Annotated in this window: 19 protein-coding genes; 12 read left to right on the top strand and 7 right to left on the bottom strand. The window is 60.9% G+C overall.

All coding sequences use genetic code 11. The annotated features are described in order from the left end of the window. Positions 1 to 275: 275 nt before the first annotated feature. Positions 276 to 740: a TIGR02444 family protein gene (locus tag BT199_RS19880; RefSeq protein ID WP_175556217.1), complete on the bottom strand. Its 465-nt coding sequence runs from the start codon at positions 738 to 740 to the stop codon at positions 276 to 278. Between the two features lie 50 nt (positions 741 to 790). Here BT199_RS19880 and abc-f point away from each other — a divergent pair, with 50 nt between their 5' ends. The 5 genes from abc-f (at position 791) to BT199_RS19905 (ending at position 6549) form a co-directional block, all read left to right on the top strand. Further along, positions 791 to 2701: a ribosomal protection-like ABC-F family protein gene (abc-f, locus tag BT199_RS19885; RefSeq protein ID WP_014720438.1), complete on the top strand. Its 1911-nt coding sequence runs from the start codon at positions 791 to 793 to the stop codon at positions 2699 to 2701. Continuing rightward, on the top strand, positions 2701 to 3267 hold the full coding sequence (locus tag BT199_RS19890) for a mechanosensitive ion channel family protein (protein ID WP_003195372.1): 567 nt from the start codon (positions 2701 to 2703) through the stop codon (positions 3265 to 3267). Before abc-f ends, BT199_RS19890 begins: the two co-directional genes overlap by 1 nt. 96 nt (positions 3268 to 3363) lie before the next feature. Further along, a complete protein-coding gene (locus BT199_RS19895) occupies positions 3364 to 3996 on the top strand; it encodes a LysE family transporter (protein WP_005792425.1) in 633 nt (210 codons plus the stop codon). A 200-nt stretch (positions 3997 to 4196) separates the two neighbouring features. Continuing rightward, positions 4197 to 6092, top strand: coding sequence for an FTR1 family protein (locus BT199_RS19900; protein WP_014720437.1), 1896 nt, complete (start codon positions 4197 to 4199; stop codon positions 6090 to 6092). Between the two features lies 1 nt (position 6093). Then, positions 6094 to 6549, top strand: a complete 456-nt coding sequence (locus tag BT199_RS19905; RefSeq protein ID WP_032902238.1) for a YaiI/YqxD family protein — start codon at positions 6094 to 6096, stop codon at positions 6547 to 6549. Positions 6550 to 6583: 34 nt separating this feature from the next. Here the strand turns inward: BT199_RS19905 and elbB are convergent, their stop codons facing one another. After that, positions 6584 to 7249, bottom strand: coding sequence for an isoprenoid biosynthesis glyoxalase ElbB (gene elbB, locus BT199_RS19910; RefSeq protein ID WP_032902239.1), 666 nt, complete (start codon positions 7247 to 7249; stop codon positions 6584 to 6586). A 115-nt stretch (positions 7250 to 7364) separates the two neighbouring features. On the opposite strand from elbB, the gene BT199_RS19915 reads away from it, so the two are divergent. Further along, positions 7365 to 8600: a sterol desaturase family protein gene (locus tag BT199_RS19915; protein WP_014720434.1), complete on the top strand. Its 1236-nt coding sequence runs from the start codon at positions 7365 to 7367 to the stop codon at positions 8598 to 8600. Here BT199_RS19915 and BT199_RS19920 read toward each other — a convergent pair. Then, on the bottom strand, positions 8581 to 9216 hold the full coding sequence (locus BT199_RS19920; protein ID WP_014720433.1) for a DedA family protein: 636 nt from the start codon (positions 9214 to 9216) through the stop codon (positions 8581 to 8583). The genes BT199_RS19915 and BT199_RS19920 overlap by 20 nt on opposite strands. A gap of 208 nt (positions 9217 to 9424) precedes the next feature. Between BT199_RS19920 and hemB the strand changes: the two genes are divergently transcribed. Then, complete coding sequence (hemB, locus tag BT199_RS19925) at positions 9425 to 10438, top strand: porphobilinogen synthase (protein ID WP_019819828.1); 1014 nt, start codon at positions 9425 to 9427, stop codon at positions 10436 to 10438. Between the two features lie 18 nt (positions 10439 to 10456). After that, a complete protein-coding gene (gene ppk1, locus BT199_RS19930) occupies positions 10457 to 12679 on the top strand; it encodes a polyphosphate kinase 1 (RefSeq protein ID WP_014720431.1) in 2223 nt (740 codons plus the stop codon). A gap of 66 nt (positions 12680 to 12745) precedes the next feature. Here ppk1 and ppx read toward each other — a convergent pair whose 3' ends face one another. Then, complete coding sequence (ppx, locus tag BT199_RS19935) at positions 12746 to 14248, bottom strand: exopolyphosphatase (protein WP_003195352.1); 1503 nt, start codon at positions 14246 to 14248, stop codon at positions 12746 to 12748. A gap of 478 nt (positions 14249 to 14726) precedes the next feature. Between ppx and BT199_RS19940 the strand changes: the two genes are divergently transcribed. The 4 genes from BT199_RS19940 to BT199_RS19955 all read left to right on the top strand — a co-directional run bounded on the left by BT199_RS19940 (position 14727) and on the right by BT199_RS19955 (position 19231). Next, positions 14727 to 15374: a DUF1120 domain-containing protein gene (locus BT199_RS19940; RefSeq protein ID WP_014720430.1), complete on the top strand. Its 648-nt coding sequence runs from the start codon at positions 14727 to 14729 to the stop codon at positions 15372 to 15374. A gap of 120 nt (positions 15375 to 15494) precedes the next feature. Then, positions 15495 to 16181 (top strand): fimbria/pilus chaperone family protein, encoded by a 687-nt coding sequence (locus BT199_RS19945; RefSeq protein ID WP_139271621.1) that lies wholly within the window; start codon positions 15495 to 15497, stop codon positions 16179 to 16181. A gap of 7 nt (positions 16182 to 16188) precedes the next feature. Beyond that, positions 16189 to 18690, top strand: a complete 2502-nt coding sequence (locus BT199_RS19950; RefSeq protein ID WP_175556218.1) for a fimbria/pilus outer membrane usher protein — start codon at positions 16189 to 16191, stop codon at positions 18688 to 18690. A 31-nt stretch (positions 18691 to 18721) separates the two neighbouring features. Next, on the top strand, positions 18722 to 19231 hold the full coding sequence (locus tag BT199_RS19955) for a DUF1120 domain-containing protein (protein WP_050587221.1): 510 nt from the start codon (positions 18722 to 18724) through the stop codon (positions 19229 to 19231). Here BT199_RS19955 and BT199_RS19960 read toward each other — a convergent pair. Genes BT199_RS19960 through BT199_RS19970 form a run of 3 tightly spaced genes read right to left on the bottom strand, consistent with a single transcriptional unit; the run spans position 19203 to position 21242 of the window. Next, positions 19203 to 19940 carry an amino acid ABC transporter ATP-binding protein gene (locus BT199_RS19960; protein ID WP_032902243.1) on the bottom strand — a complete coding sequence of 246 codons (738 nt, stop codon included), beginning with the start codon at positions 19938 to 19940 and terminating at the stop codon, positions 19203 to 19205. The two genes, BT199_RS19955 and BT199_RS19960, sit on opposite strands and share 29 nt — an antisense overlap. Beyond that, positions 19927 to 20577: an amino acid ABC transporter permease gene (locus tag BT199_RS19965; protein WP_032894590.1), complete on the bottom strand. Its 651-nt coding sequence runs from the start codon at positions 20575 to 20577 to the stop codon at positions 19927 to 19929. Before BT199_RS19965 ends, BT199_RS19960 begins: the two co-directional genes overlap by 14 nt. Next, on the bottom strand, positions 20574 to 21242 hold the full coding sequence (locus tag BT199_RS19970; protein ID WP_014720424.1) for an amino acid ABC transporter permease: 669 nt from the start codon (positions 21240 to 21242) through the stop codon (positions 20574 to 20576). Before BT199_RS19970 ends, BT199_RS19965 begins: the two co-directional genes overlap by 4 nt. Positions 21243 to 21247 lie beyond the last annotated feature (5 nt).

Here is a 21247-nt window from a genome sequence, read left to right on the forward strand (position 1 = left end):
GCCAAACCAGCTGCCAAGCCAGTCGCTAAAACCGCTGCTGCCAAACCAGCCGCGAAGCCAGCCGCTAAAACCGCTGCTGTCAAACCGGCTGCCAAGCCAGCCGCTAAACCTGCTGCTGCTAAACCAGCCGTGAAGCCAGCCGCCAAGCCAGCGCCCGCAAAGCCAGCCGCTCCAGCAGCACCCACTGCCACCCCGGCAGCCGCCACCGCTCCAACTGCATCGGCCAGCAGCACCCCTGCACCGGTAGCGCCAAGCACCACCCCAACTAGCGCTTCCTAAGTGTTGGTGGCCATGACGCGCAATTGCAGCAGCGCGTCGTGGTCAAGGTTGGCGGCTTCGGTCGCCAGGCCTTCAAGCCAGCCTTGCTGACCCGGCACCTCATTGATCGGCCATGTCTGCGCCAGCGCTTCCAAGCGCGCCAGCAACGTTCTTTCGGCCTCCAGCTCCAGTGTCTTGATCTGCTCGCGTAGCGATGCCAATTGCGCATCCTGCTGGGCCAAGGCTCGCCATTGCACGCGCACTTGTCGTAGCGGTTCGACTACCTGCACCCGCCACGGATGAGCCATCTGTTGCAGTGCCAGAACGCGTTCGGGCTTGTACGCCACACCACGTTGCTCCAGCCAAGCACCACACAACAACAGGCACACGTCTGCCCCTTGCTCCTGCAAGCGCAGGCACGCGGCCTCCACGCCCGGGCGGGCATAGGTCGAAAGGGCAAAGCTCCACAGGTCAGCGCACATATTCACACCCAAGCCAGCGGCCAACGAAGCTGGTAGACTCCGCCGCCATTATGATCCGACTTCAAAGCCTAACATTACAGCGTGGCCCGCAACGTCTTCTTGAAGACGCCGAGCTGACCCTGCACGCCGGTCACAAAGCCGGCCTGATCGGTGCCAACGGCGCCGGCAAATCCACGTTGTTCGCCCTGTTGCTGGGGGAGCTGACCCCGGATTCCGGGGACTGCCTGCTGCCTGCCGACTGGCGCATTGCCCATATGCGCCAGGAGATCGACACCCTGGACCGTATCGCCATCGACTACGTGCTCGATGGCGACCTGCGCCTGCGCCAGGTGCAACACGACCTGGCTGAGGCCGAAAAAGCCCAGGACGGTGCCGCCCAGGCGCGCCTGCACTCGGAGCTGGACAGCGCCGACGGCTACACGGCCGACGCTCGCGCTCGCAAGATGCTCGCTGGCCTTGGGTTTACCAACGAACAGATGGACCGCCCGGTCGCCGACTTCTCCGGTGGCTGGCGCATGCGCCTGAACCTGGCTCAAGCGCTGATGTGCCCCTCTGACCTGCTGCTGCTCGACGAACCGACCAACCACTTGGACCTCGATGCGATCCTGTGGCTGGAAGATTTCCTCAAGAGTTACCAGGGCACCTTGCTGCTGATCTCCCACGACCGGGATTTCCTCGACGCCGTGGTCGATAACATCGCCCATGTCGAACAGAAGAAAATCACCCTTTACCGTGGCGGCTATACCGCGTTCGAACGCGCCCGCGCCGAACGCCTGGCCCAGCAGCAACAGGCCTTTGAAAAGCAACAGGCGCAACGTGCGCACATGGAAAGCTACATCGCTAGGTTCAAGGCCCAGGCTACCAAGGCCCGCCAGGCCCAGAGCCGGATCAAGGCCCTGGAACGCATGGAAGAGCTGTCGGCGGCCCACGTCGATTCGCCGTTCGACTTTGTCTTCCGTGAGTCGGTGAAGATCTCCAGCCCGCTGTTGGACCTCTCGGACGCTCGCCTTGGCTATGGCGACAAAACCATCCTTGAGAAGGTCAAGCTGCAGCTCACGCCGGGCGCACGCATCGGTTTGCTCGGCCCGAACGGCGCAGGCAAGTCGACACTGATCAAGAACCTTTCGGGTGAGCTTGAGCCGCTGGCCGGTCGCCTCACTCGTGGCGAGAACACGGTGGTGGGTTACTTCGCCCAGCATCAACTGGACTCGCTGGACGCCAAGGCAAGCCCGTTGTTGCACCTGCAACGCCTGGCGCCGACCGAGCGCGAGCAGACCCTGCGCGACTTCCTTGGCGGTTTCGACTTCCGTGGCGCGCGCATTGACGAACCTGTGCTGAATTTTTCCGGTGGCGAAAAAGCCCGACTGGCCCTGGCCCTGATCGCGTGGGATCGCCCGAACCTGTTGCTGCTCGACGAGCCGACCAACCACTTGGACCTGGAAATGCGCCTGGCGCTGACCATGGCCCTGCAGGAGTTCAGCGGTGCGGTATTGGTGGTGTCTCACGACCGTCACCTGCTCAAGAGCACCACCGACAACTTCCTGCTGGTGGCCGACGGTAAGGTCGAAGAGTTCGATGGCGACCTGGACGACTACGCGCGCTGGCTGACGGAGTACCGCCTGCGCAATGCGCCGGCCAGCAACACGCCGGTCAACCCGGACAAGACCGACAAGAAAGCCCAGCGCCAGGCCGCCGCCGCGCTGCGCCAGCAGTTGGCGCCGCACAAGCGTGAGGCCGACAAGCTGGAAGCCGAACTGGGCAAGGTGCATGAGCGCCTGGCCAAGATCGAAGCCAGCCTGGGCGACAGCGCCGTGTACGAGGCGGCGCGCAAGGACGAGCTGCGTGACCTGCTGGCCGAACAGGCCAAGCTCAAGGTGCGCGAGGGGCAGTTGGAGGAAACCTGGATGGAGGCCCTCGAATTGCTCGAAACCCTGCAAGCGGAGCTGGAGGCGCTGTCCTGATGGAGGCGTTGCAATTACCGGTACCGGTGCAATGGATCGAACCCATCTGGATCGGCGTGCAAATCCTGCTGATCCTGCTGGCTGGCTACCTGGCTCAGCGCTTCGTCGCAAAAGGCCTTACGCGCCTGGGTGAGCGCTACCCGTTCCCGCCGCAATTGCTGATGCCCCTGCGGGGCGGCTTGCGCTGGCTGATCATGGGCAGTGCGCTGATCTTTGTGCTGGGCCGCCTGGGTGTGTCTGCCACGGTGTTGTGGACGGCCCTGTCGGGGTTTGTCGCGGTGGCGGCCGTGGCGTTCTTCGCCATGTGGTCGGTGCTGTCGAACCTGCTGTGCGCGATCCTGATCTTCACGGTCGGGCCGTTTCGCCTCGGTGATATCGTCGAGTTGGTGGACACCGTCGACAAACCGGGCGTGAAGGGCCGGGTCGTGGCGATCAACTTGCTCTACACCACGCTGATCGAAGTCGAGGAAGCCGGGACCAACAGCGCGATGGTGCAGGTGCCCAATAGTCTGTTCTTCCAGCGTTCGGTACGCCGTTGGCCCGGCTCTGGCACTAATATCCTGTAGGCGCGAGCAAGCTCGCTCCTACAGAAATCTATAGCCAGCCTTTGGTCGCTGGAGTTAGCTTAAGGCACAACCGCTAACTCCCTTACGAGGTGTGCAATGGCTCTCGATACATGGCTGGCCTTTTTCCTGGCCAGTTGGATCATCTCCCTTTCTCCTGGCGCCGGTGCCATCGCCTCGATGTCCAGCGGCCTGCAATACGGTTTTGTGCGTGGCTACTGGAACGCCATCGGTCTGCAACTGGGCCTGGCGATGCAGATTGCGGTGGTCGCCGGTGGTTTGGGTGCCATTCTGGCGGCCTCGTCTACTGCGTTCTATGCGATCAAATGGTTTGGCGTGGCCTACCTCGTGTATCTGGCCATCAAACAATGGCGTGCCCTGCCCATGGACATGACCGATGACGCCGCCGTGCGCCCGATCGGCAAACCGATGGCGATGATGTTCCGCGGCTTCCTGGTTAACGCCAGCAATCCCAAGGCGCTGGTGTTTATGCTGGCGGTGCTGCCGCAGTTCGTGAACCCGCAGGCGCCGTTGTTGATCCAGTACCTGATCCTCGGTGCCACTATGATCAGCGTCGATATGATCGTGATGGCGGGCTACACAGGGTTGGCGTCGAAAGTCTTGCGCCTGTTGCGTACGCCCAAACAACAGAAACGCGTAAACCGCACTTTTGCTGGCTTGTTTGTCGGCGCTGCCGGTTTCCTGGCGAGCCTGCATCGCGCCACGGCCTGACCAAGCGACTGGCTCAAAAATGTGGGAGCGGGCTTGCTCGCGAATACGGTATCAGTCAAAGAAAATAGTGACTGAAGCACCGCGTTCGCGAGCAAGCCCGCTCCCACATTGGTTTTAGGGCGATATGAAATAACACCTTGAGTCGAATCCATTAAAGCTCAACAATAGTGTTACTTCGTATTTCCACTTGAGATTCATTCATGACCGCCCCTTTCCGCTTTCTCGCCTGGCTGCTGTTGCCGGCGTTGCTGTCGTGCAGCTTCAATCTGTTGGCCGCGACCGCCGAGGGCGCGCCGCAAGCCCTGCATTTGCTGGACTACATTGGCGCCGACTACCCACCCACGGTGGAGGCGGGCAAGGTGGTGGATGACTCGGAATACCGTGAACAAGTGGAATTTCTCGGGGTGTTGCAGGGGCTGGTGGCGGATTTGCCAGACAAACCCGAGCGCGCCGAGCTGATAAAGGGCGTTGATGAACTGCTGGCCGCGGTCACTGCCCACCAGGATGGCGCAAGCGTTGCCCGCCAGGCCCGTCAATTGGGTGCCAAGCTGGCCGTGGCGTATGAAGTCAGCCAGGCCCCGGCCATCACGCCGGACCCGACGCGCGGCGCGCCGCTCTACGCCCAGCATTGTTCGGTGTGCCACGGCACAGCAGGTGCCGGCGATGGCCCCGCAGGCATGGGCATGACGCCACCACCCGCTAACCTGCGCGATGCCACGCGCCTGGATCGCCTGAGCCTCTACGCGATCTACAACACCCTCGGCCTGGGCGTGGAGGGCACCGACATGCCGTCGTTCGCTGACCAATTGGACGACCGCCAGCGCTGGGACCTGGCAACCTATATCGCCGGCTTCACGGCCGACCCGGCCGCCGCCAAAGGCGAGCAGACATTCAACCTTGCCGACCTGGCCCGTCAGACCCCCAATGAAGTGCTCGCCGCTGACGGCCCTGGCGCTGCCGCGACATTCCGCGCTCAACGTGCCCAACCGCCGCAGGTTCAGCGTGGCCCCGCGCAGTTGCTCGACTACACCGCCGCCACCTTGGACAAGAGCCTCGCGGCCTTCCGCAACGGCGACCATGAGCAGGCTTACGATCTATCCGTCGCGGCCTATCTGGAAGGCTTCGAACTGGTGGAAAGCTCCCTGGATAACGTCGATGCCAATGTGCGCAAAGACACCGAGAAGGCCCTGATGGCCTATCGGCAATCGTTGCAGGACGGCTTGCCTATCGAGCAGGTGCAGCAGCGCTTGGACTTGGCCAAAGGCAAACTCACTGAATCGGCCGGTTTGCTGGGCGGCGATGGCCTGAGCTGGTCGTTGAGCTATATCTCCGGCTTGCTGATCCTGCTGCGCGAAGGCCTGGAAGCGATTCTGGTGCTGGCAGCGATCCTCGCCTTTCTGCGTAACACCGGCCAGCAATCGGCGGTGCGCAGTGTCAACGTCGGCTGGGGCCTGGCGCTGTTGGCAGGCTTGGGTACCTGGGCTTTGGCGGCCTATGTCATTGACGTCAGCGGTGCCCAGCGTGAGTTGCTTGAAGGCTGCACGGCGTTGTTCGCCAGTGTGATGGTGCTGTGGCTCGGCGTGTGGATGCACGACCGGCGTCACGCGGCAGCCTGGCAGGACTACATCAAGAGCAGCCTGGTGGGCGGCGGTGGGCGTTTCGGTTTTGCCGTGCTGGCGTTCTTCTCGGTGTACCGCGAACTGTTCGAAGTCATCCTGTTCTACGAAACCCTGTGGCTGCAAGCCGGCCCTGCCGGGCACAACGCGGTGCTGGCCGGTGGTGCCACGGCGTTGGTGCTGCTGGTGGGCCTGGCCTGGGTGATCCTGCGCGGTTCGGCGAAGTTGCCCCTGGCGCTGTTCTTCGGCATCAACGCCGCGCTGCTGTGTGCGCTGTCGGTGGTGTTTGCCGGGCACGGTGTGAAAGCCTTGCAGGAAGCAGGCATCTTCGGCACGCGGCCGGTGGCGTTCTTTGACTTCGACTGGCTGGGCATCCACGCCGATGCGTACTCGTTGGGGGCACAGGCCGTGGCGATCCTGGCGATTGTGGTGTTGTATGGCCGTAGCCGCCTGACCGAAAAGCGCCGGGTGGCGGCGTAGCATGCGCGTGTGGATCGACGCCGACGCCTGCCCTCGGGCGGCCAAGGACCAAGTGGTGAAGTTCGCCCTCAAGCGCCAGTTTGAGGTAGTGCTGGTGGCAGGGCAAAGCCAGATCAAACCGAGCTTTGCCTGTGTGAAGCTGATCGTGGTGCCCAGCGGGCCGGATGCCGCCGATGATTACCTGGTGGAGCACGCCGTGCCCGGCGAACTGGTGATTTGCAGCGACGTGCCCTTGGCCGACCGCTTGGTGAAGAAGGGCGTGACGGCCCTTGACCCGCGTGGCAAGGAATTCAGCCCAGCGAACATGAGCGAGCGGTTGGCGGTGCGTAACCTGTTTACCGACCTGCGCGAGCAAGGCCAGATGGGCGGCGGCCCACCGCCCCACAGCGAAAAGGACAAGCAGGCGTTTGCCAATTCGCTGGACCGAATCCTTACCCGCTTGATGAAACCACTGTAGGAGCGAGCAAGCTCGCTCCTACAGAAAGAGGGCGTCAGTCGTTCTCGTGAGTCAACTCCAACACCCGATCCACCAGCTTGTTGATGCCTGACGCCACCTCGCTGATGTTCTTGCCCAGCATGTAGGCCGGCGTACTCACCAGCTTGCGCGCCTGGTCTTCGACGATGTCCTCCACGGTGCATTCGAGGTGGGTGGCGCCCATCTTGTCCAGGGCTGCGGCGGTGCTGGCATCGTTGCCGATGGTGCAGGTCACGCCAGGGCCGTAGATCTTGGCGGCCAGGGCCGGCGAAATGCAGATCAACCCCACCGGCTTGCCCGCTTCGGCAAAGGCTTCAGCCAGTGCCAGCACCTGAGGGTTGATGCTGCAACCGGCGCCTTCCACGGCAAAGTTCGACAGGTTCTTGGCCGCACCAAACCCGCCCGGCACGATCAGCGCGTCAAAGTCTGCGGCGTTGGCTTGGCCTATATCCTTCACGGCGCCGCGGGCGATACGCGCGGATTCCACCAGCACGTTGCGCGACTCGGGCATTTCTTCGCCCGTGAGGTGGTTGATCACGTGCAACTGCGCAACGTCGGGTGCAAAGCATTCCACTTGAGCGCCGCGCTGGTCCAGGCGCAGCAGGGTGATCACGCTTTCATGGATCTCTGCGCCGTCGTACACGCCACAGCCGGAAAGGATCACTGCAATCTTTTTGCTCATGGGCATTTCTCCTGATTCATGGCGTTAAATGTCTACTAATTTGTAACCTGTTGCCAATGGGATCTCACGTCGCTGCACCTAATCTTGATGTAACAAAAATAGACCGGACTAGCCCATGGACTTCGTGCCTTACGCAGTACCGTTTTTTATCGCCCTGATTGTGGTGGAGTTGCTGGCCGACCGTTGGCGCGGCGCGCGCAACTACCGAGTGGCGGATGCCATCAACAGCCTCAGCACCGGTGTGCTGTCCACCACCACCGGCTTGCTCACCAAGGGTGTGGGCCTGCTGACCTACGCCTTCGCCCTCAAGCACCTGGCGTTGTTCGAGTTGCCGACCCAGAGCGTCTGGACCTGGGTATTCGCTTTTGTGTTTTATGATTTCTGCTACTACTGGCTGCACCGCATGGGGCATGAACGCAACATCCTGTGGGCCGCGCATTCGGTGCATCACCAGAGCGAGGACTACAACCTCAGCACTGCCTTGCGCCAGACCAGCACCGGTTTCCTGCTGAGTTGGATCTTCTACTTGCCCCTGGCGGTGGTTGGTGTGCCGCTGGTGGTGTTTATCAGCGTAGCGTCGCTCAACCTGCTGTATCAATTCTGGGTCCATACACGCCATGTTCCCAAGCTCGGCTGGGTCGAATGGTTTTTCGTCACACCGTCCAATCATCGGGCCCACCATGCACAGAACGCTCTCTACATGGATCGCAACTACGGCGGGGTGTTCATTATTTGGGACCGGCTGTTCGGCACCTTCCAAGAGGAAGACGATAACGAACCGGTGATTTTCGGCGTAACCACACCCCTGGCCAGTTGGAATCCGCTGTGGGCCAACCTGCAGTTTTATGCGCAGCTCTGGAGCGACGCCAGGCGTACTGAGCGTTGGTGGGACAAGCTGCGCATCTGGTTCATGCGCACCGGTTGGCGGCCGGCGGACGTCAAGGCCAAGTACCCGATGGCCAAGCCGGACCTGAGCCAGTTCCGCAAATTCGAGGTGCCGCTGGACGTGCGCCACCAGGTCTACATCGCCTTGCAGTTTGCGGCTTATGTGGGGTTTGGCAGCTATCTGATGAATGTGGGTGAGGGCTCGCCCACCTCGGCGCTGGTCCTCGGTTGGGGCGCGATGGCACTGGGATTGTTTACCCTGGGGGTTGCGCTGGAGAATCGCCCATGGGCACTGAAGGCCGAGCTGGCGCGCCTGGTGCTGAATGTTCCCTTGGTATGGCTGGCGCCGCTGGCAGGGTTGTGGCCCGCCAGCAACCTGGGCTGGCTGGGCCTGGCGAGCTACAGCCTGCTCAGCCTCATCGGCCTCTACTGTTGCAGAAGCCGGCTTACTCGGTGGGTGTCTTAGGCGTTTCGATCGGGGCTGGCTCGTTAGCCAGCCGAGCCTTGGCCTCGGCACAGGCTTGGCGGGCGATGCGGGCATTCTTGAAGCGACGGCGCAGCCACAGGCCAAAGCCCAGCACCAGCAAGGCGCCCAGTACCCACAGCTCGTATTTCTTGACGCTGCCGAGCATCCCTTCCAGCACCGCGCCAAAGTGGTAGGCCGCCGCCCCCAGTGCCGCGGCCCAGATCGCCGCGCCAATACCGTTGAGGACCAGGTAGCGCAACGGTGGATAGCCGGACAGGCCAATCGCCACGGGCATCACCGTGCGCAAGCCGTAGACGAAGCGGAAACTCAATACCCAGATATCCGGATGCTTGCGGATATGTTCCAGCGCCTTGTCGCCCATCAATTGCCAGCGCGGCTTGCGCGCCAGCAACTTGCGGCCGTGCTTGCGCCCCATGTAGTACCAGAGCTGGTCGCCGGCGTAGCTGCCAAAAAAGGCAACGACCACCACCAGGTTGATATCCATGTAGCCACGGAACGCCAGGAAGCCTGCGAGTACAAGGATGGTCTCGCCTTCGAAGAACGTGCCGAGAAAGAGGGCAAAGTAGCCGAAGTCATGCAGAAATTGTTGAAGCATGGTCTAGGGTGCTGGCGAAATGAACGCGCAGCCTACGCCTTCACGAAGATTCATGAAAGTATCGAGATGTGTCACGAAGTGAACAATTCCTATGCAAATGACGAATGGGACTACAGGTCGCGTCGATAAGCACAACTGTCATTCATTCGTCATAATGGCCGCTTATAACTGCAACGCTCGCCCGTAAACACGGGCTCAGGAGTCTGTCGTGAGCTTTACCCCTGCCAATCGCCTGTTCCCTGCCACCCGTCTGCGTCGCAATCGTCGTGATGATTTTTCTCGTCGCCTGGTACGTGAAAATGTACTGACCACGAATGATCTGATCCTGCCGGTTTTCGTGCTCGACGGCGAAAATCGCCGGGAAGCGGTGGCGTCGATGCCGGGTGTGGAGCGTCTGACCATTGATTTGTTGCTTGAAGAAGCGGCGAATTGGGTCGAGTTGGGCATTCCGGCGCTGGCGCTGTTTCCGGTGACCCCGGCGGAACTCAAGTCCCTGGACGCCGCTGAAGCCTGGAACCCCGACGGGATTGCCCAGCGCGCCACCCGTGCCTTGCGCGAGCGCTTCCCGGAGCTTGGGGTGATCACTGACGTGGCCCTGGACCCGTTCACCACCCACGGCCAGGATGGCATTCTTGACGAAGACGGTTATGTGCAGAACGACATCACCGTCGATGCACTGGTCAAGCAGGCGTTATCACACGCGGCTGCGGGCGCCCAGGTGGTTGCACCGTCGGACATGATGGACGGGCGCATCCAGGCGATTCGCGAAGCCCTTGAGCTGGCCGGTCACGTCAATGTGCGGATCATGGCCTACTCGGCCAAATACGCCAGCGCCTACTACGGCCCATTCCGCGATGCGGTAGGCTCGGCGCTGAACCTGGGCAAGGCCAACAAGGCCTCGTATCAGATGGACCCGGCCAACAGCCAGGAAGCCCTGCACGAGGTGGCTGCCGACCTGGCCGAAGGCGCCGATATGGTGATGGTCAAGCCGGGGATGCCCTACCTTGACATTCTTTACCGGGTCAAAGAGGAATTCAAAGTGCCGACCTTTGTCTATCAGGTCAGCGGTGAATACGCCATGCACATGGCGGCCATCCAGAATGGTTGGTTGAGTGAAGGGGTGATCCTCGAATCCCTGACTGCCTTTAAACGTGCCGGCGCTGATGGCATTCTGACCTACTTCGCCGCCCGCGCCGCCCAATTGCTTAGAGAGCAACAATAGCCCTCACAGGAACACTCGATGAATACCGAAGGACTCTCAGAAGTTGCCGTAAAAGACGCTCACCCGGTGGTTGAACAAGTCGCCCAGACCCCGCCGGAGCTGGAGCCCGCACCGCCTGCGGTGGTGGCCGAAGCGCCTGCGCCGGCGCCGGTGGCCGTGGTCACCAACCTGGATGACAGCAGCCTGTACATCCACCGCGAGTTGTCACAACTGCAATTCAACATCCGCGTGCTTGAGCAGGCGCTGGATGAGTCCTACCCCTTGCTGGAGCGGCTGAAATTCCTGCTGATCTTCTCCAGTAACCTGGACGAGTTCTTCGAGATCCGTGTTGCCGGCCTCAAGAAGCAGATCACCTTTGCCCGTGAACAAGCCGGTGCCGATGGCCTGCAACCGCACCAGGCCCTGGCGCGTATCAGTGAGCTGGTGCACGGCCATGTAGACCGCCAGTATGCGATCCTCAACGACATCCTGCTGCCGGAGCTGGAAAAGCACCAAGTCCGCTTCATTCGTCGTCGTCACTGGACCGCCAAGATCAAGACCTGGGTGCGCCGTTACTTCCGGGACGAGATTTCGCCGATCATCACGCCTATCGGCCTCGACCCGACGCACCCGTTCCCCTTGCTGGTGAACAAGAGCCTCAACTTCATCGTCGAACTCGAAGGTATCGACGCTTTCGGCCGCGATTCGGGCCTGGCGATCATCCCGGCGCCGCGTCTGTTGCCTCGGATCATCAAGGTACCGGAAGAGGTAGGGGGCGCTGGCGACAACTATGTATTCCTGTCATCGATGATTCACGCGCACGCCGACGACCTGTTCCAGGGCATGAAGGTCAAGGGCTGCTACCAGTTCCGCCTGACCCGTAACGCCGACCTGGCGCTGGACTCCGAAGACGTTGAAGACCTGGCACGTGCCCTGCGCGGCGAACTGTTCTCACGGCGCTATGGCGATGCGGTGCGCCTGGAAGTGGCGGACACCTGCCCGAAACATCTGTCGGACTACCTGCTCAAGCAGTTCAACTTGGCAGAATCGGAGCTGTACCAGGTCAACGGCCCTGTGAACCTCACGCGCCTGTTCAGCATTACCGGCCTGGACAGCCACCCGGAGCTGCAATACAAGCCGTTCACGCCGCAGATCCCGAAACTTTTGCAAAACAGCGAGAACATCTTCAGCGTGGTGAGCAAGCAGGACATCCTGCTGCTGCACCCTTTCGAGTCGTTCACCCCGGTGGTCGACCTGCTGCGCCAGGCTGCCAAGGACCCGCACGTCCTGGCCGTGCGCCAGACCCTGTACCGCAGCGGCGCGAACTCGGAAATCGTCGATGCGCTGGTGGATGCGGCGCGTAATGGCAAAGAAGTCACTGCGGTGATCGAGTTGCGTGCGCGTTTCGACGAAGAGTCCAACCTGCAACTGGCCAGCCGTCTGCAAGCGGCCGGTGCGGTGGTGATCTACGGCGTGGTCGGCTTCAAGACCCACGCCAAGATGATGCTGATCCTGCGCCGTGAAGCCGGTGAGATCGTGCGCTACGCCCACTTGGGTACCGGTAACTATCACGCCGGCAACGCCAAGCTCTACACCGACTACAGCTTGCTGACGTCCGACGACGCGCTGTGCGAAGACGTCGGCAAGTTGTTCAGCCAGTTGATCGGCATGGGCAAGACCCTACGCATGAAGAAGCTGTTGCACGCGCCGTTCACGCTCAAGAAGGGCATGCTCGACATGATTGCCCGCGAGACCCAGTTTGCCCTCGATGGCAAGCCGGCGCACATCATCGCCAAGTTCAACTCGCTGACCGATCCGAAGATCATCCGTGCTCTGTACAAGGCCAGCCAGTCCGGTGTGCGCATCGACCTGGTGGTACGTGGCATGTGCTGCCTGCGCCCCGGCATTGTGGGCGTGTCGCATAACATCCATGTGCGCTCGATCATCGGCCGCTTCCTGGAGCACACCCGCGTGTTCTACTTCCTTAACGGCGGCGAAGAACAGATGTTCCTCTCCAGTGCCGACTGGATGGAGCGCAACCTCGACAAGCGCGTGGAGACCTGCTTCCCGGTGGAAGGCAAGAAGCTGATCATGCGGGTCAAGAAGGAGCTGGAAAGCTACCTCACCGACAACACCCACAGCTGGAGCCTGCAGTCGGATGGTCGCTACGTGCGTAACACCCCGACCGGCAACCAGAACCCGCGCAGCGCGCAGGCGACATTATTGGAGAAGTTGGGTAGCCCGATTCTGACGGTGAACTAGCCCAGGCATACGCAACTCCATGTGGGAGCGGGCAAGCCCGCTCCCACATTTGTTTTGCAGTGGGCTTTAGCGCAGGTTCAGGCTGAACCCCACCCGTGTCAGCCATTCCGCTTCCTGGGCGAAGTCCGCCTGGGTCAGCTGATTTTCATCCAGCCAGCCTTTGGGGAACATCACTTCCAGGCTATCGCCATCGGCGTGCAGTTTGACCTGGGGCATTTCCTGGGTGCCGCGGATGTGGTGGAACAGGATCGCAAAGCGCAGCAGCGCGCACAGGCGGATCAGCTTGATGCCGTCTTTACCGAATTCGGCAAACTTGTCCTTGGGAATATTACGGCGATGGCCGCGTACCAGCAGCGCGAGCATCTGTTGGTCTTCCCGGGAGAAACCGGCCAGGTCCGAGTGTTCGATCAGGTAGGCGCCGTGCTTGTGATAATGGTAGTGGGCGATGTCCAGGCCGACTTCATGCACCTTGGCTGCCCAGCCGAGTAACTCGCGCCAGACGCCGTCTTCCAGGTCCCAGTCCTCGGCCACCTGGTCGAACGCGTGCAGGGCTTTGCGCTCCACGCGTGCGGCTTGTTCCAGGTCAACGTGATAACGCTCCATCAGCGAGCTGAGGGTGCGCTCGCGCACGTCTTCGTGGTGGTGCCGGCCCAGCAGGTCGTAGAGAACGCCTTCGCGCAGGGCGCCGTCACAGTGGTCCATGCGTTGCAGTTCGAGGGCGTCGAAGATGGCTTCGAGAATTGCCAGGCCCGCAGGGAAAATCGCACGGCGGTCGGGCTTGATGCCATCGAAGTCGATTTTCTCTGCATCCCCCAGCTTGAACAACTTGCGCTTGAGCCACGCCAAGCCCTCGGCGTTCACCTCGCCGGTGCCATGGCCACCGGCTTTCAAGGCCAGGCCGATGGCACGGATGGTGCCGGACGAGCCGATGGCTTCATCCCAGGTCAGTCGGTGCAAGGCGTGTTCGATGCTCATGATTTCCAGACGCGCTGCGGTGTAGGCCTGGGCATAGCGCGCCGGAGTGATCTTGCCATCCTTGAAATAACGCTGGGTGAAACTCACGCATCCCATCTGCAGGCTTTCACGCAGCAGCGGTTCGAAACGCTGGCCGATGATGAACTCGGTGCTACCGCCGCCAATGTCTGCCACCAGGCGTTTGCCGGGCGTATCGGCCAGTGTGTGTGACACGCCGAGGTAGATCAGGCGAGCCTCTTCACGGCCCGAGATGACCTCCACCGGATGCCCGAGGATTTCCTCGGCGCGATGGATGAACTCGTTGCGGTTGCGGGCCTCGCGCAAGGCATTGGTGCCAACGATACGCACTGCGCCAGGGGGCATGCCGTTGATCAGTTGCGCAAAACGCTTGAGGCAATCGAGGCCGCGCTGCATGGATTCTTCATTGAGCTTGCGCTCGTCGTCGATCCCGGCGGCCAGTTGCACTTTTTCGCCGAGCCGCTCAAGGATGCGGATCTCACCGTTCTGGGCCTTGGCCACGACCATATGAAAGCTGTTGGAGCCCAGGTCGATGGCGGCGATCAAGGACAGATTCTTGGCTTGGGATTGCGGCATGGTTTGAGGATCTCGGTCGATAACCTTGCCATCGTGCCACGATCGACCGCTGACGCCAACGCGTTGTGCTTCGGTAATTGGACCGATGCTGTCTGTAGGGAAATCTCTGGGAAGTGTAGGGCAGCTTCGCAAGCTTTAAACGAATAGGTAATCCGATACCGTGAGGCGTTTTAACTGTATGTCGTCGTAAGTTGTGTATGACATTGCTTACAGTGATCGGGGCTGTAGATCATGCGATTTCAGTCAGAGGACTACTTTGCTGATCGATTAAAACCGTTGCCTAATTTAATACGGCCCACAGCAAATACCGTGTTGTCTGATTTTTTTGCCAGGCACCAAGGCGCCAGACTGTCATTCGGCAATTCTGCCTGGGTGTTATTTATTTATAGTTTTGTGTTACGGAAGATAAAGCGTTGAGCGACGGAGTCGCTAAAACCAAAATAAAGAACGCCTGTTAATTCCTAATGACAGGACGAGCATGAAAAAAATTATTGGATTAACCGTCGGTATGGTGTGCCTGGCTGCAACCCTCAATGCCCAGGCAACCACCAGTGCGCAGTTGGTCGTCAGGGGCACCATTACACCTGCTGCCTGCAACCTCAGCCTGGCGGGCAGTGGCATCATCGACTACGGCACGATTCGCTCGGGCGAATTGTCCCAAACAGCGTTTAACCCGCGCGAAGAGAGGACCACTTCGCTGGTGATCAATTGCGGCACCACGCCTGCCAGGTTCGGGCTCACGTTTACCGACCTGCAAGCGGGCAGCAAGGTGACGGGCATCCTCGGCGCGGGCTTCACCGAAGCACAGAACTATGGTTTGGGTATGGTAGGCGCCCGGCGTACCGGTGGCTATTCGGTGACTCTCAAGGACCTCAGGTCCTCCGGCACAACGCTGTTTCCGATCATGCGCAGCGGCCTGGGGGCCTGGTACAACAGCGATGGCAAAGTGGCCCAGTCGCCGAGCCAGTACTCTTGGCGTAATGGCACGACGATTACCCCTGCCGCTATCAGCCAATTGACCGGTACGCTCGCGGTGAAAGCGGTAATCAACAAGGCTCGGGATCTGGATTTAAGCCGCGACATTTCCATTGATGGGCGCGCCACGCTTGTATTGAGTTACATCTAAATAACTGAAAGCAGCCGATCAAGAAACTAACCCTTTCTTATTGGCTGTTTTTCTATGGCTGCGCGATTGCCAATCGTCAACGGCATGAGTTGAGGGGAATACTGAGTGCGTGGTTTTTTAATAAGTTGTGTATGGCTGTGGCATCTTTTTTTTAGTGCTGTTGCCACCGCCGACGGTATGTTGCCGGAAACAACAGTGGTGGTGCTTTATGAAGAGGACGGCGAAGCCACCCTGAGTATCAAGAACACCGATGCGGGGCCCGCGCTGCTGCATTCCGTGGTTGAGAATGTGCCTGAAGACCTGGAGCCGCTACTGATTGTCACACCGCCAGTTACCCGTGTTGAGGCAGGCGACACCCAGCTGGTGCGTTTTATCAGCACCCTGAAACAGCCGCTCAAGACCCAGCGGCTCAAGCGCGTGTCGTTTGAGGGCATCCCCCAGGCGCGGGCTGCGGGTGGTGCGACCATTGGCATCACCCTGCGGCAGAATTTGCCGCTTATCCTGCACCCCCAAGGCCTGCCGCGACACCATACGCCGTGGGAATTGTTGACCTGGAAGCGCGTCGGGGACCGGCTCAGCGTCCACAACGACAGCGCCTATGTGGTGCGCCTGGCGCCAGATGTGCAGCTGCTGCCACAAGGCACACTGGCGACATTGCCGCGCACTTACATCTTGCCGGGTGAGGCATTGGTGGCGAAGGGCGAAGGTACTCTGGGCAATGTGGCTCAAGTAGAGGTCCAGCCCGCCACGGTCTACGGGTTTTCGGTAGACAGCTACCGAGCGCCGGTCATCACCGATGAAGGTTGATCGGTTCATGAGGCTTCCTTCGAGGCGCGACATTGCCGGTACTGCCTGGCCCGGTCGATCCACGTTATCCATCGGCTTTGCGGCGCTCTGGAGTCTGCCTGGTATGGCGACCGCGCTGGAACTCGGGGAAGGGTTTGACCTGGCGGCCCTCACAACCCACGGCATAGACCCCAAGGTTGCCGATTACTTTCGCAGTGCGGCGCGCTTTCGCGAAGGTGTCCAGGTGGTGGGGTTGCGGGTCAATGGCAACCCGCTTGGGCGGGTGGATGTCCGGTTTGGTTCGCAGGGTGAGTTGTGTTTCACCTCAGGTTTACTTGAGAAGGCCGGGCTGGTTAAACCCGGCGCAATCCTGCAGCCCGGCGCCAGGCCCGACCAGGCCTGCCATGACTTTCTCGGCGCATTCCCGGCGACGATGGTGCGGCTGCGCCCCGGCAACGACGAAGTGGTGCTGGTGGTGCCGACCCAGGCCTTGCGCGAACCCCAGTGGGAAAGCGGGAATTTTTCCCACGGCGGCGCGGCAGCGTTGTTCAACTATGACGTGCTGGGTTACGACAGCCATTTGCGCAGTGGGCCCAGCCGGTTCGTGTCGGCTTATACAGAGGCGGGCTTCAACCTCGACGACTGGATTGTCCGCAGCCGCCAGTTCTATGTGTCTGACAACGGCCAGACCCGTACCGAACACTTGCACGCTTATGCCCAGCGGGATATCGCCGGGTTGCAGTCGACGTTCCAGGCAGGCCAGATCTCCAGCAATAACCCGTTGTTTGGCGGGATCCAACTGTCGGGCGTGCAGTTCTCCCCCGATGGGCAGGCCAGAACACCCGCAGGCGGCAATAACGCAGTGGTCGAGGGGTTGGCCCAAAGCCAATCGCGGGTCGAAATACGCCAGTCCGGTGTGTTGGTCCACAGTACGTTGGTGCCTGAAGGACCGTTCCGGCTGACGGGCTTGCCCCTGCTTAACACCACCAGCGACCTTGAGGTCAGTGTGATTGACGTGCGGGGTGCCAAGCGCAGTTTCGTGGTGCCGGCGGCATCGTTCGCGGGGGCTACCCCGGCGGCGCCTGGATACTATTTGTCGGTGGGCGAGTTGCGCAGAACGGCGGGTGAGGAAGGGCCTTCACCGGTGATCGCCATGGGCAGTGGTACCTGGGGGCTGGGGAGCCACTCGTCTGCGGGTTTTGGCTTGTTGAGTACCGATGACTATTGGGCGGCAGGGGGCACCCTGAGCAGCGTGTTTTTCCAGCGGGTTTCTGTCAACGCACGCCATAACCTGTCCCGGGACAGCCAGAAAGCCGTGTCCGGCTCACGCAGCAGCCTGTCACTGAGCAGCCCGGTCGGGGCCAATATCGACGTCAACCTCAGCGCCACTACCCAGACGCGTGGTTACCGTGAAGTCACTGAAGTGGGCCAGTCGCTCAGGGCCGATGATCTCGATTCCCACTTTAAAAACCAGTACACCGCGGGCGTGAGCTGGGCCGACCCCACGCTGGGCGTATTTTCTTTGAATTACACCCGCAGCGCTCAGTTTGGCGGGCAAACCAGCGAGCATGTGTTTGCCTCATGGAACAAGTCGTTTGGCCATGCCGATGTGGCGCTGATCGCTGATTCACAGGTAGGGGGTTCACGGGCTGGCCGTGACGCCACCTATACAGGCAGCCGGCGTGATCGTGCCGTGGATAACGATGTGTCCGTGCGGTTGCAGGTCAGCGTGCCGCTGGGCGGCGATCGCCGTGTGAGCAGCTACACCAGCCGCCGTGGGGAGCAATTTACCGCGGGCACTGCACTGAGCGAGCGGGTCAACGAGTATATGAACTACGAAGTGGGAGTTGAGCGTGACATGCGGGCCAGGGAGCAATCGTTGCGTGGGCAAGTGGACTTGTTGCCACGCTATACGCGAGTGGGCCTGGGCGTTAGCCGTGACCCGCTGGGCACCAGCTACACCGGCCAATGGCAGGGTGGTGCGGTGGCTCACGAAGGCGGGCTGACCTTTTCGCCCTACAGCGTGCAGGACACGTTCGGCATCGTCTCGGTCGGCGATATCGGCTCGGCGAAAGTCGAGACGCCACAAGGCCCGGTATGGACCGACTTCAGCGGCCAGGCGGTAATCGCCGGCTTGCCGGCCTACACCAACAGCCGCGTCCAGGTGCAGACCCCTTCCTTGCCCAAACGGGTGGACCTGAAAAACGGCACCCAGGTCCTTGCAGCAGGCCGAGGCTCGTTCAATAACGTGGATTTTGACGTGGTGAAAGTACGCCGGATGCTGGTAACCGCCAACGATCAGCACGGCCGACCATTGCCTCAGGGCGCCTCGGTCTTGGGCAAGGGCAATCGCTTCATCACCAGTGTGGTGGGCGAGGGCATGATTTTCCTCAACGACGTCTCCGAGTCGCAAAGCCTGAAAGTTTCATTGCCGGACTCTTCCACTTGCCTGTTGCACATCGACCCCGAGGCCAAGCCTGACAATGACAAATTCTATGAAGCGGTATCGGCTGTGTGCCAGGGTAGTTAAGCGTGCAAGCCTGCCCTTGGCCCTGTTATGCATGTTGCTGGCAGCACTTGATGCGCAAGCTGAAAACTGTCGGCTATCGCTGAGCCAGTCGCGCATCGACTATGGGCCGATATACCGGGATGCAGTGGTTGAAAATGCCGCTGTGGTGCTGGCTACCCGCACGTTCAGCATGACCGTGCTCTGCGCGGAGCCGGCGGCAATGGCCCTGCGTTTTGTCGCAGCGCCTGCCGATGGGCAAGGGTTTCGGTTTGGTCGTGAGGGGCGTTTGCGCTTGCGTCTCAAGCATGCCCAGGTCGACGGGCGAGCAGTCGGCTGGTCGTCTGCTCAAGCACCTGATGAGTCGGCCAGCGGCCAGTTGTTACCCGGCCAGGCCTTGATTGCGCGAGTCTCAGGTGTGCCGGTGACAGGGCGCAGGCTCACCGCCCAGGTCGATATCGACACCGAACTGCCCTTCGACGCGTTGATGGTACGCACGCAGGCCCACCTTGAAGGGCAGGGCCGTTTCGAACTGGTTAGCCCGGCTGTTCCACCGAGCCAATGAAGTTAGCCAGCTCGGCCGTTTTCGGGTTGGCGAACAATACCTTCGGGTCACCGGTTTCATGTACCTTGCCCTGGTGCATGAACACGAGCTTGTCGCCGACCTCACGGGCAAAACGCATTTCGTGAGTCACCATGATCAGGGTCATGCCGTCCTGAGCCAGTTGGCGCACCACGCTCAGCACTTCATTGACCAGTTCGGGGTCCAGGGCTGAAGTGATCTCGTCGCACAGCAGCACCTTGGGCGACATGGCCAGGGCGCGGGCAATGGCGACGCGCTGTTGCTGGCCGCCGGACAGGCGATCGGGAAAGGCGTCGAATTTTTCGCCCAGCCCGACCCGGTCCAGCATCTGCCTGGCCAGTTGGGCGGCCTTGGCCTTGGGCACTTTCTGCACCACTTGCGGCGCCAGCATCACGTTCTCGCCCACGGTCAGGTGCGGGAACAGATTGAATTGCTGGAACACCATGCCGACCTTCTGCCGCAGGCTGCGCAGGTCGGCGCGGGCGGCGTCGAGGTATTCGCCATCGACTTCGATTACACCGTCGTTGATCGACTCCAGGCCATTGAGGGTGCGCAGCAAGGTGGACTTGCCCGAGCCGCTGCGGCCGATGATCGCGACCACCTGGCCTTCGTCCACCGTCAAGTCGATGCCCTTGAGTACGTGGTGATCGCCGTAATACTTATGCAGGGCAGAAATTCTAAGCAGAGGCATGCAGTCTCCTTTCCAGGTAGCGCGCACTGAGGGACAAGGGGTAACAGAGCAAAAAGTAACCGAGGGCCACCAGGCCGTAGACCATGAAGGGTTCAAAGGTGGCGTTGGCGAGCATGCCGCCCGTCTTGGTCAGTTCGGTGAAGCCGATGATCGAGGTCACGGCGGTGCCTTTGACCACCTGCACCGAAAAGCCCACCGTCGGCGCGACAGCAATGCGCAGCGCCTGGGGCAGGATCACATAGCGCAGTTGTTCAAGCGGGTTGAGGGCCAGGCTGGCCGAGGCTTCCCATTGGCCGTGGGCAATGGAATCGACGCAACCGCGCCATATTTCAGCCAGGTAGGCACTGGTAAACAGGGTCAAGGCAATTGCCGCTGCCAGCCAGGGCGATATGTCCACGCCAAGCAGGGCAACGCCGAAAAACACCAGGAACAGCTGCATCAGCAGTGGCGTGCCCTGGAACAGTTCGATATAGGTGCGGGCCATATTGCGTGGGAACGCTTTGCGGCTGATGCGCAGGGTCATCACCAATAAGCCGATCAGGCCGCCGCCCACAAACGCCACCAATGACAGCAACAGCGTCCATTGCAGGCCGGTCAGCAGGTTGCGCACAATGTCCCAGAACGAAAAATCACTCATCGGCTGTTCCTCATGACAAACCGTCGGCCGATCCAGTTGAGCAATTGGCGAATCATCAGCGCCATGCACAGGTACACCAGGGTGGTCAGGGCATAGGTTTCAAAGGCACGGAAATTACGCGACTGGATAAAGTTGGCGGCAAAGCTCAATTCTTCAGTCGCAATCTGCGAACACACCGCCGAACCGAGCATCACGATGATGATCTGGCTGCTCAGGGCGGGCCACACCTTGCCCAGGGCCGGCAGCAGCACCACATGGCGAAACGCTTCAAAGCGCGTCATTGCCAGTGCCGCGGCCGCCTCCAGTTGCCCCCGTGGGATGGCCTGGATGCCGGCACGGATGATCTCGGTGGAGTAGGCCCCCAGGTTGATCACCATCGCCAGCACGGCGGCTTGCCACTCGGTAATTTTCAACCCGAGGGATGGCAGGCCGAAGAAGATGAAGAACAGTTGCACCAGGAACGGCGTGTTGCGGATCAACTCGACATACACACCAAAGACCCACGCAAACGGTTGGATCTTCCACGCCCGTACCACGGCGCCGACAGTGCCCAGGGCCACGCCGAGGATGGCGCCAATGGCCGTCAGCTCAAGGGTGAACAGCGCGCCACGCAGGAGCAGGTCGGTATTGGCCAGCACCGGCACAAAGTCGAATTGATAGGCCATCTTTG

It is taken from the genome of Pseudomonas sp. NFR02, assembly GCF_900119375.1.
In the GTDB taxonomy this organism is placed as follows: Bacteria; Pseudomonadota; Gammaproteobacteria; order Pseudomonadales; family Pseudomonadaceae; genus Aquipseudomonas; species Aquipseudomonas paracarnis.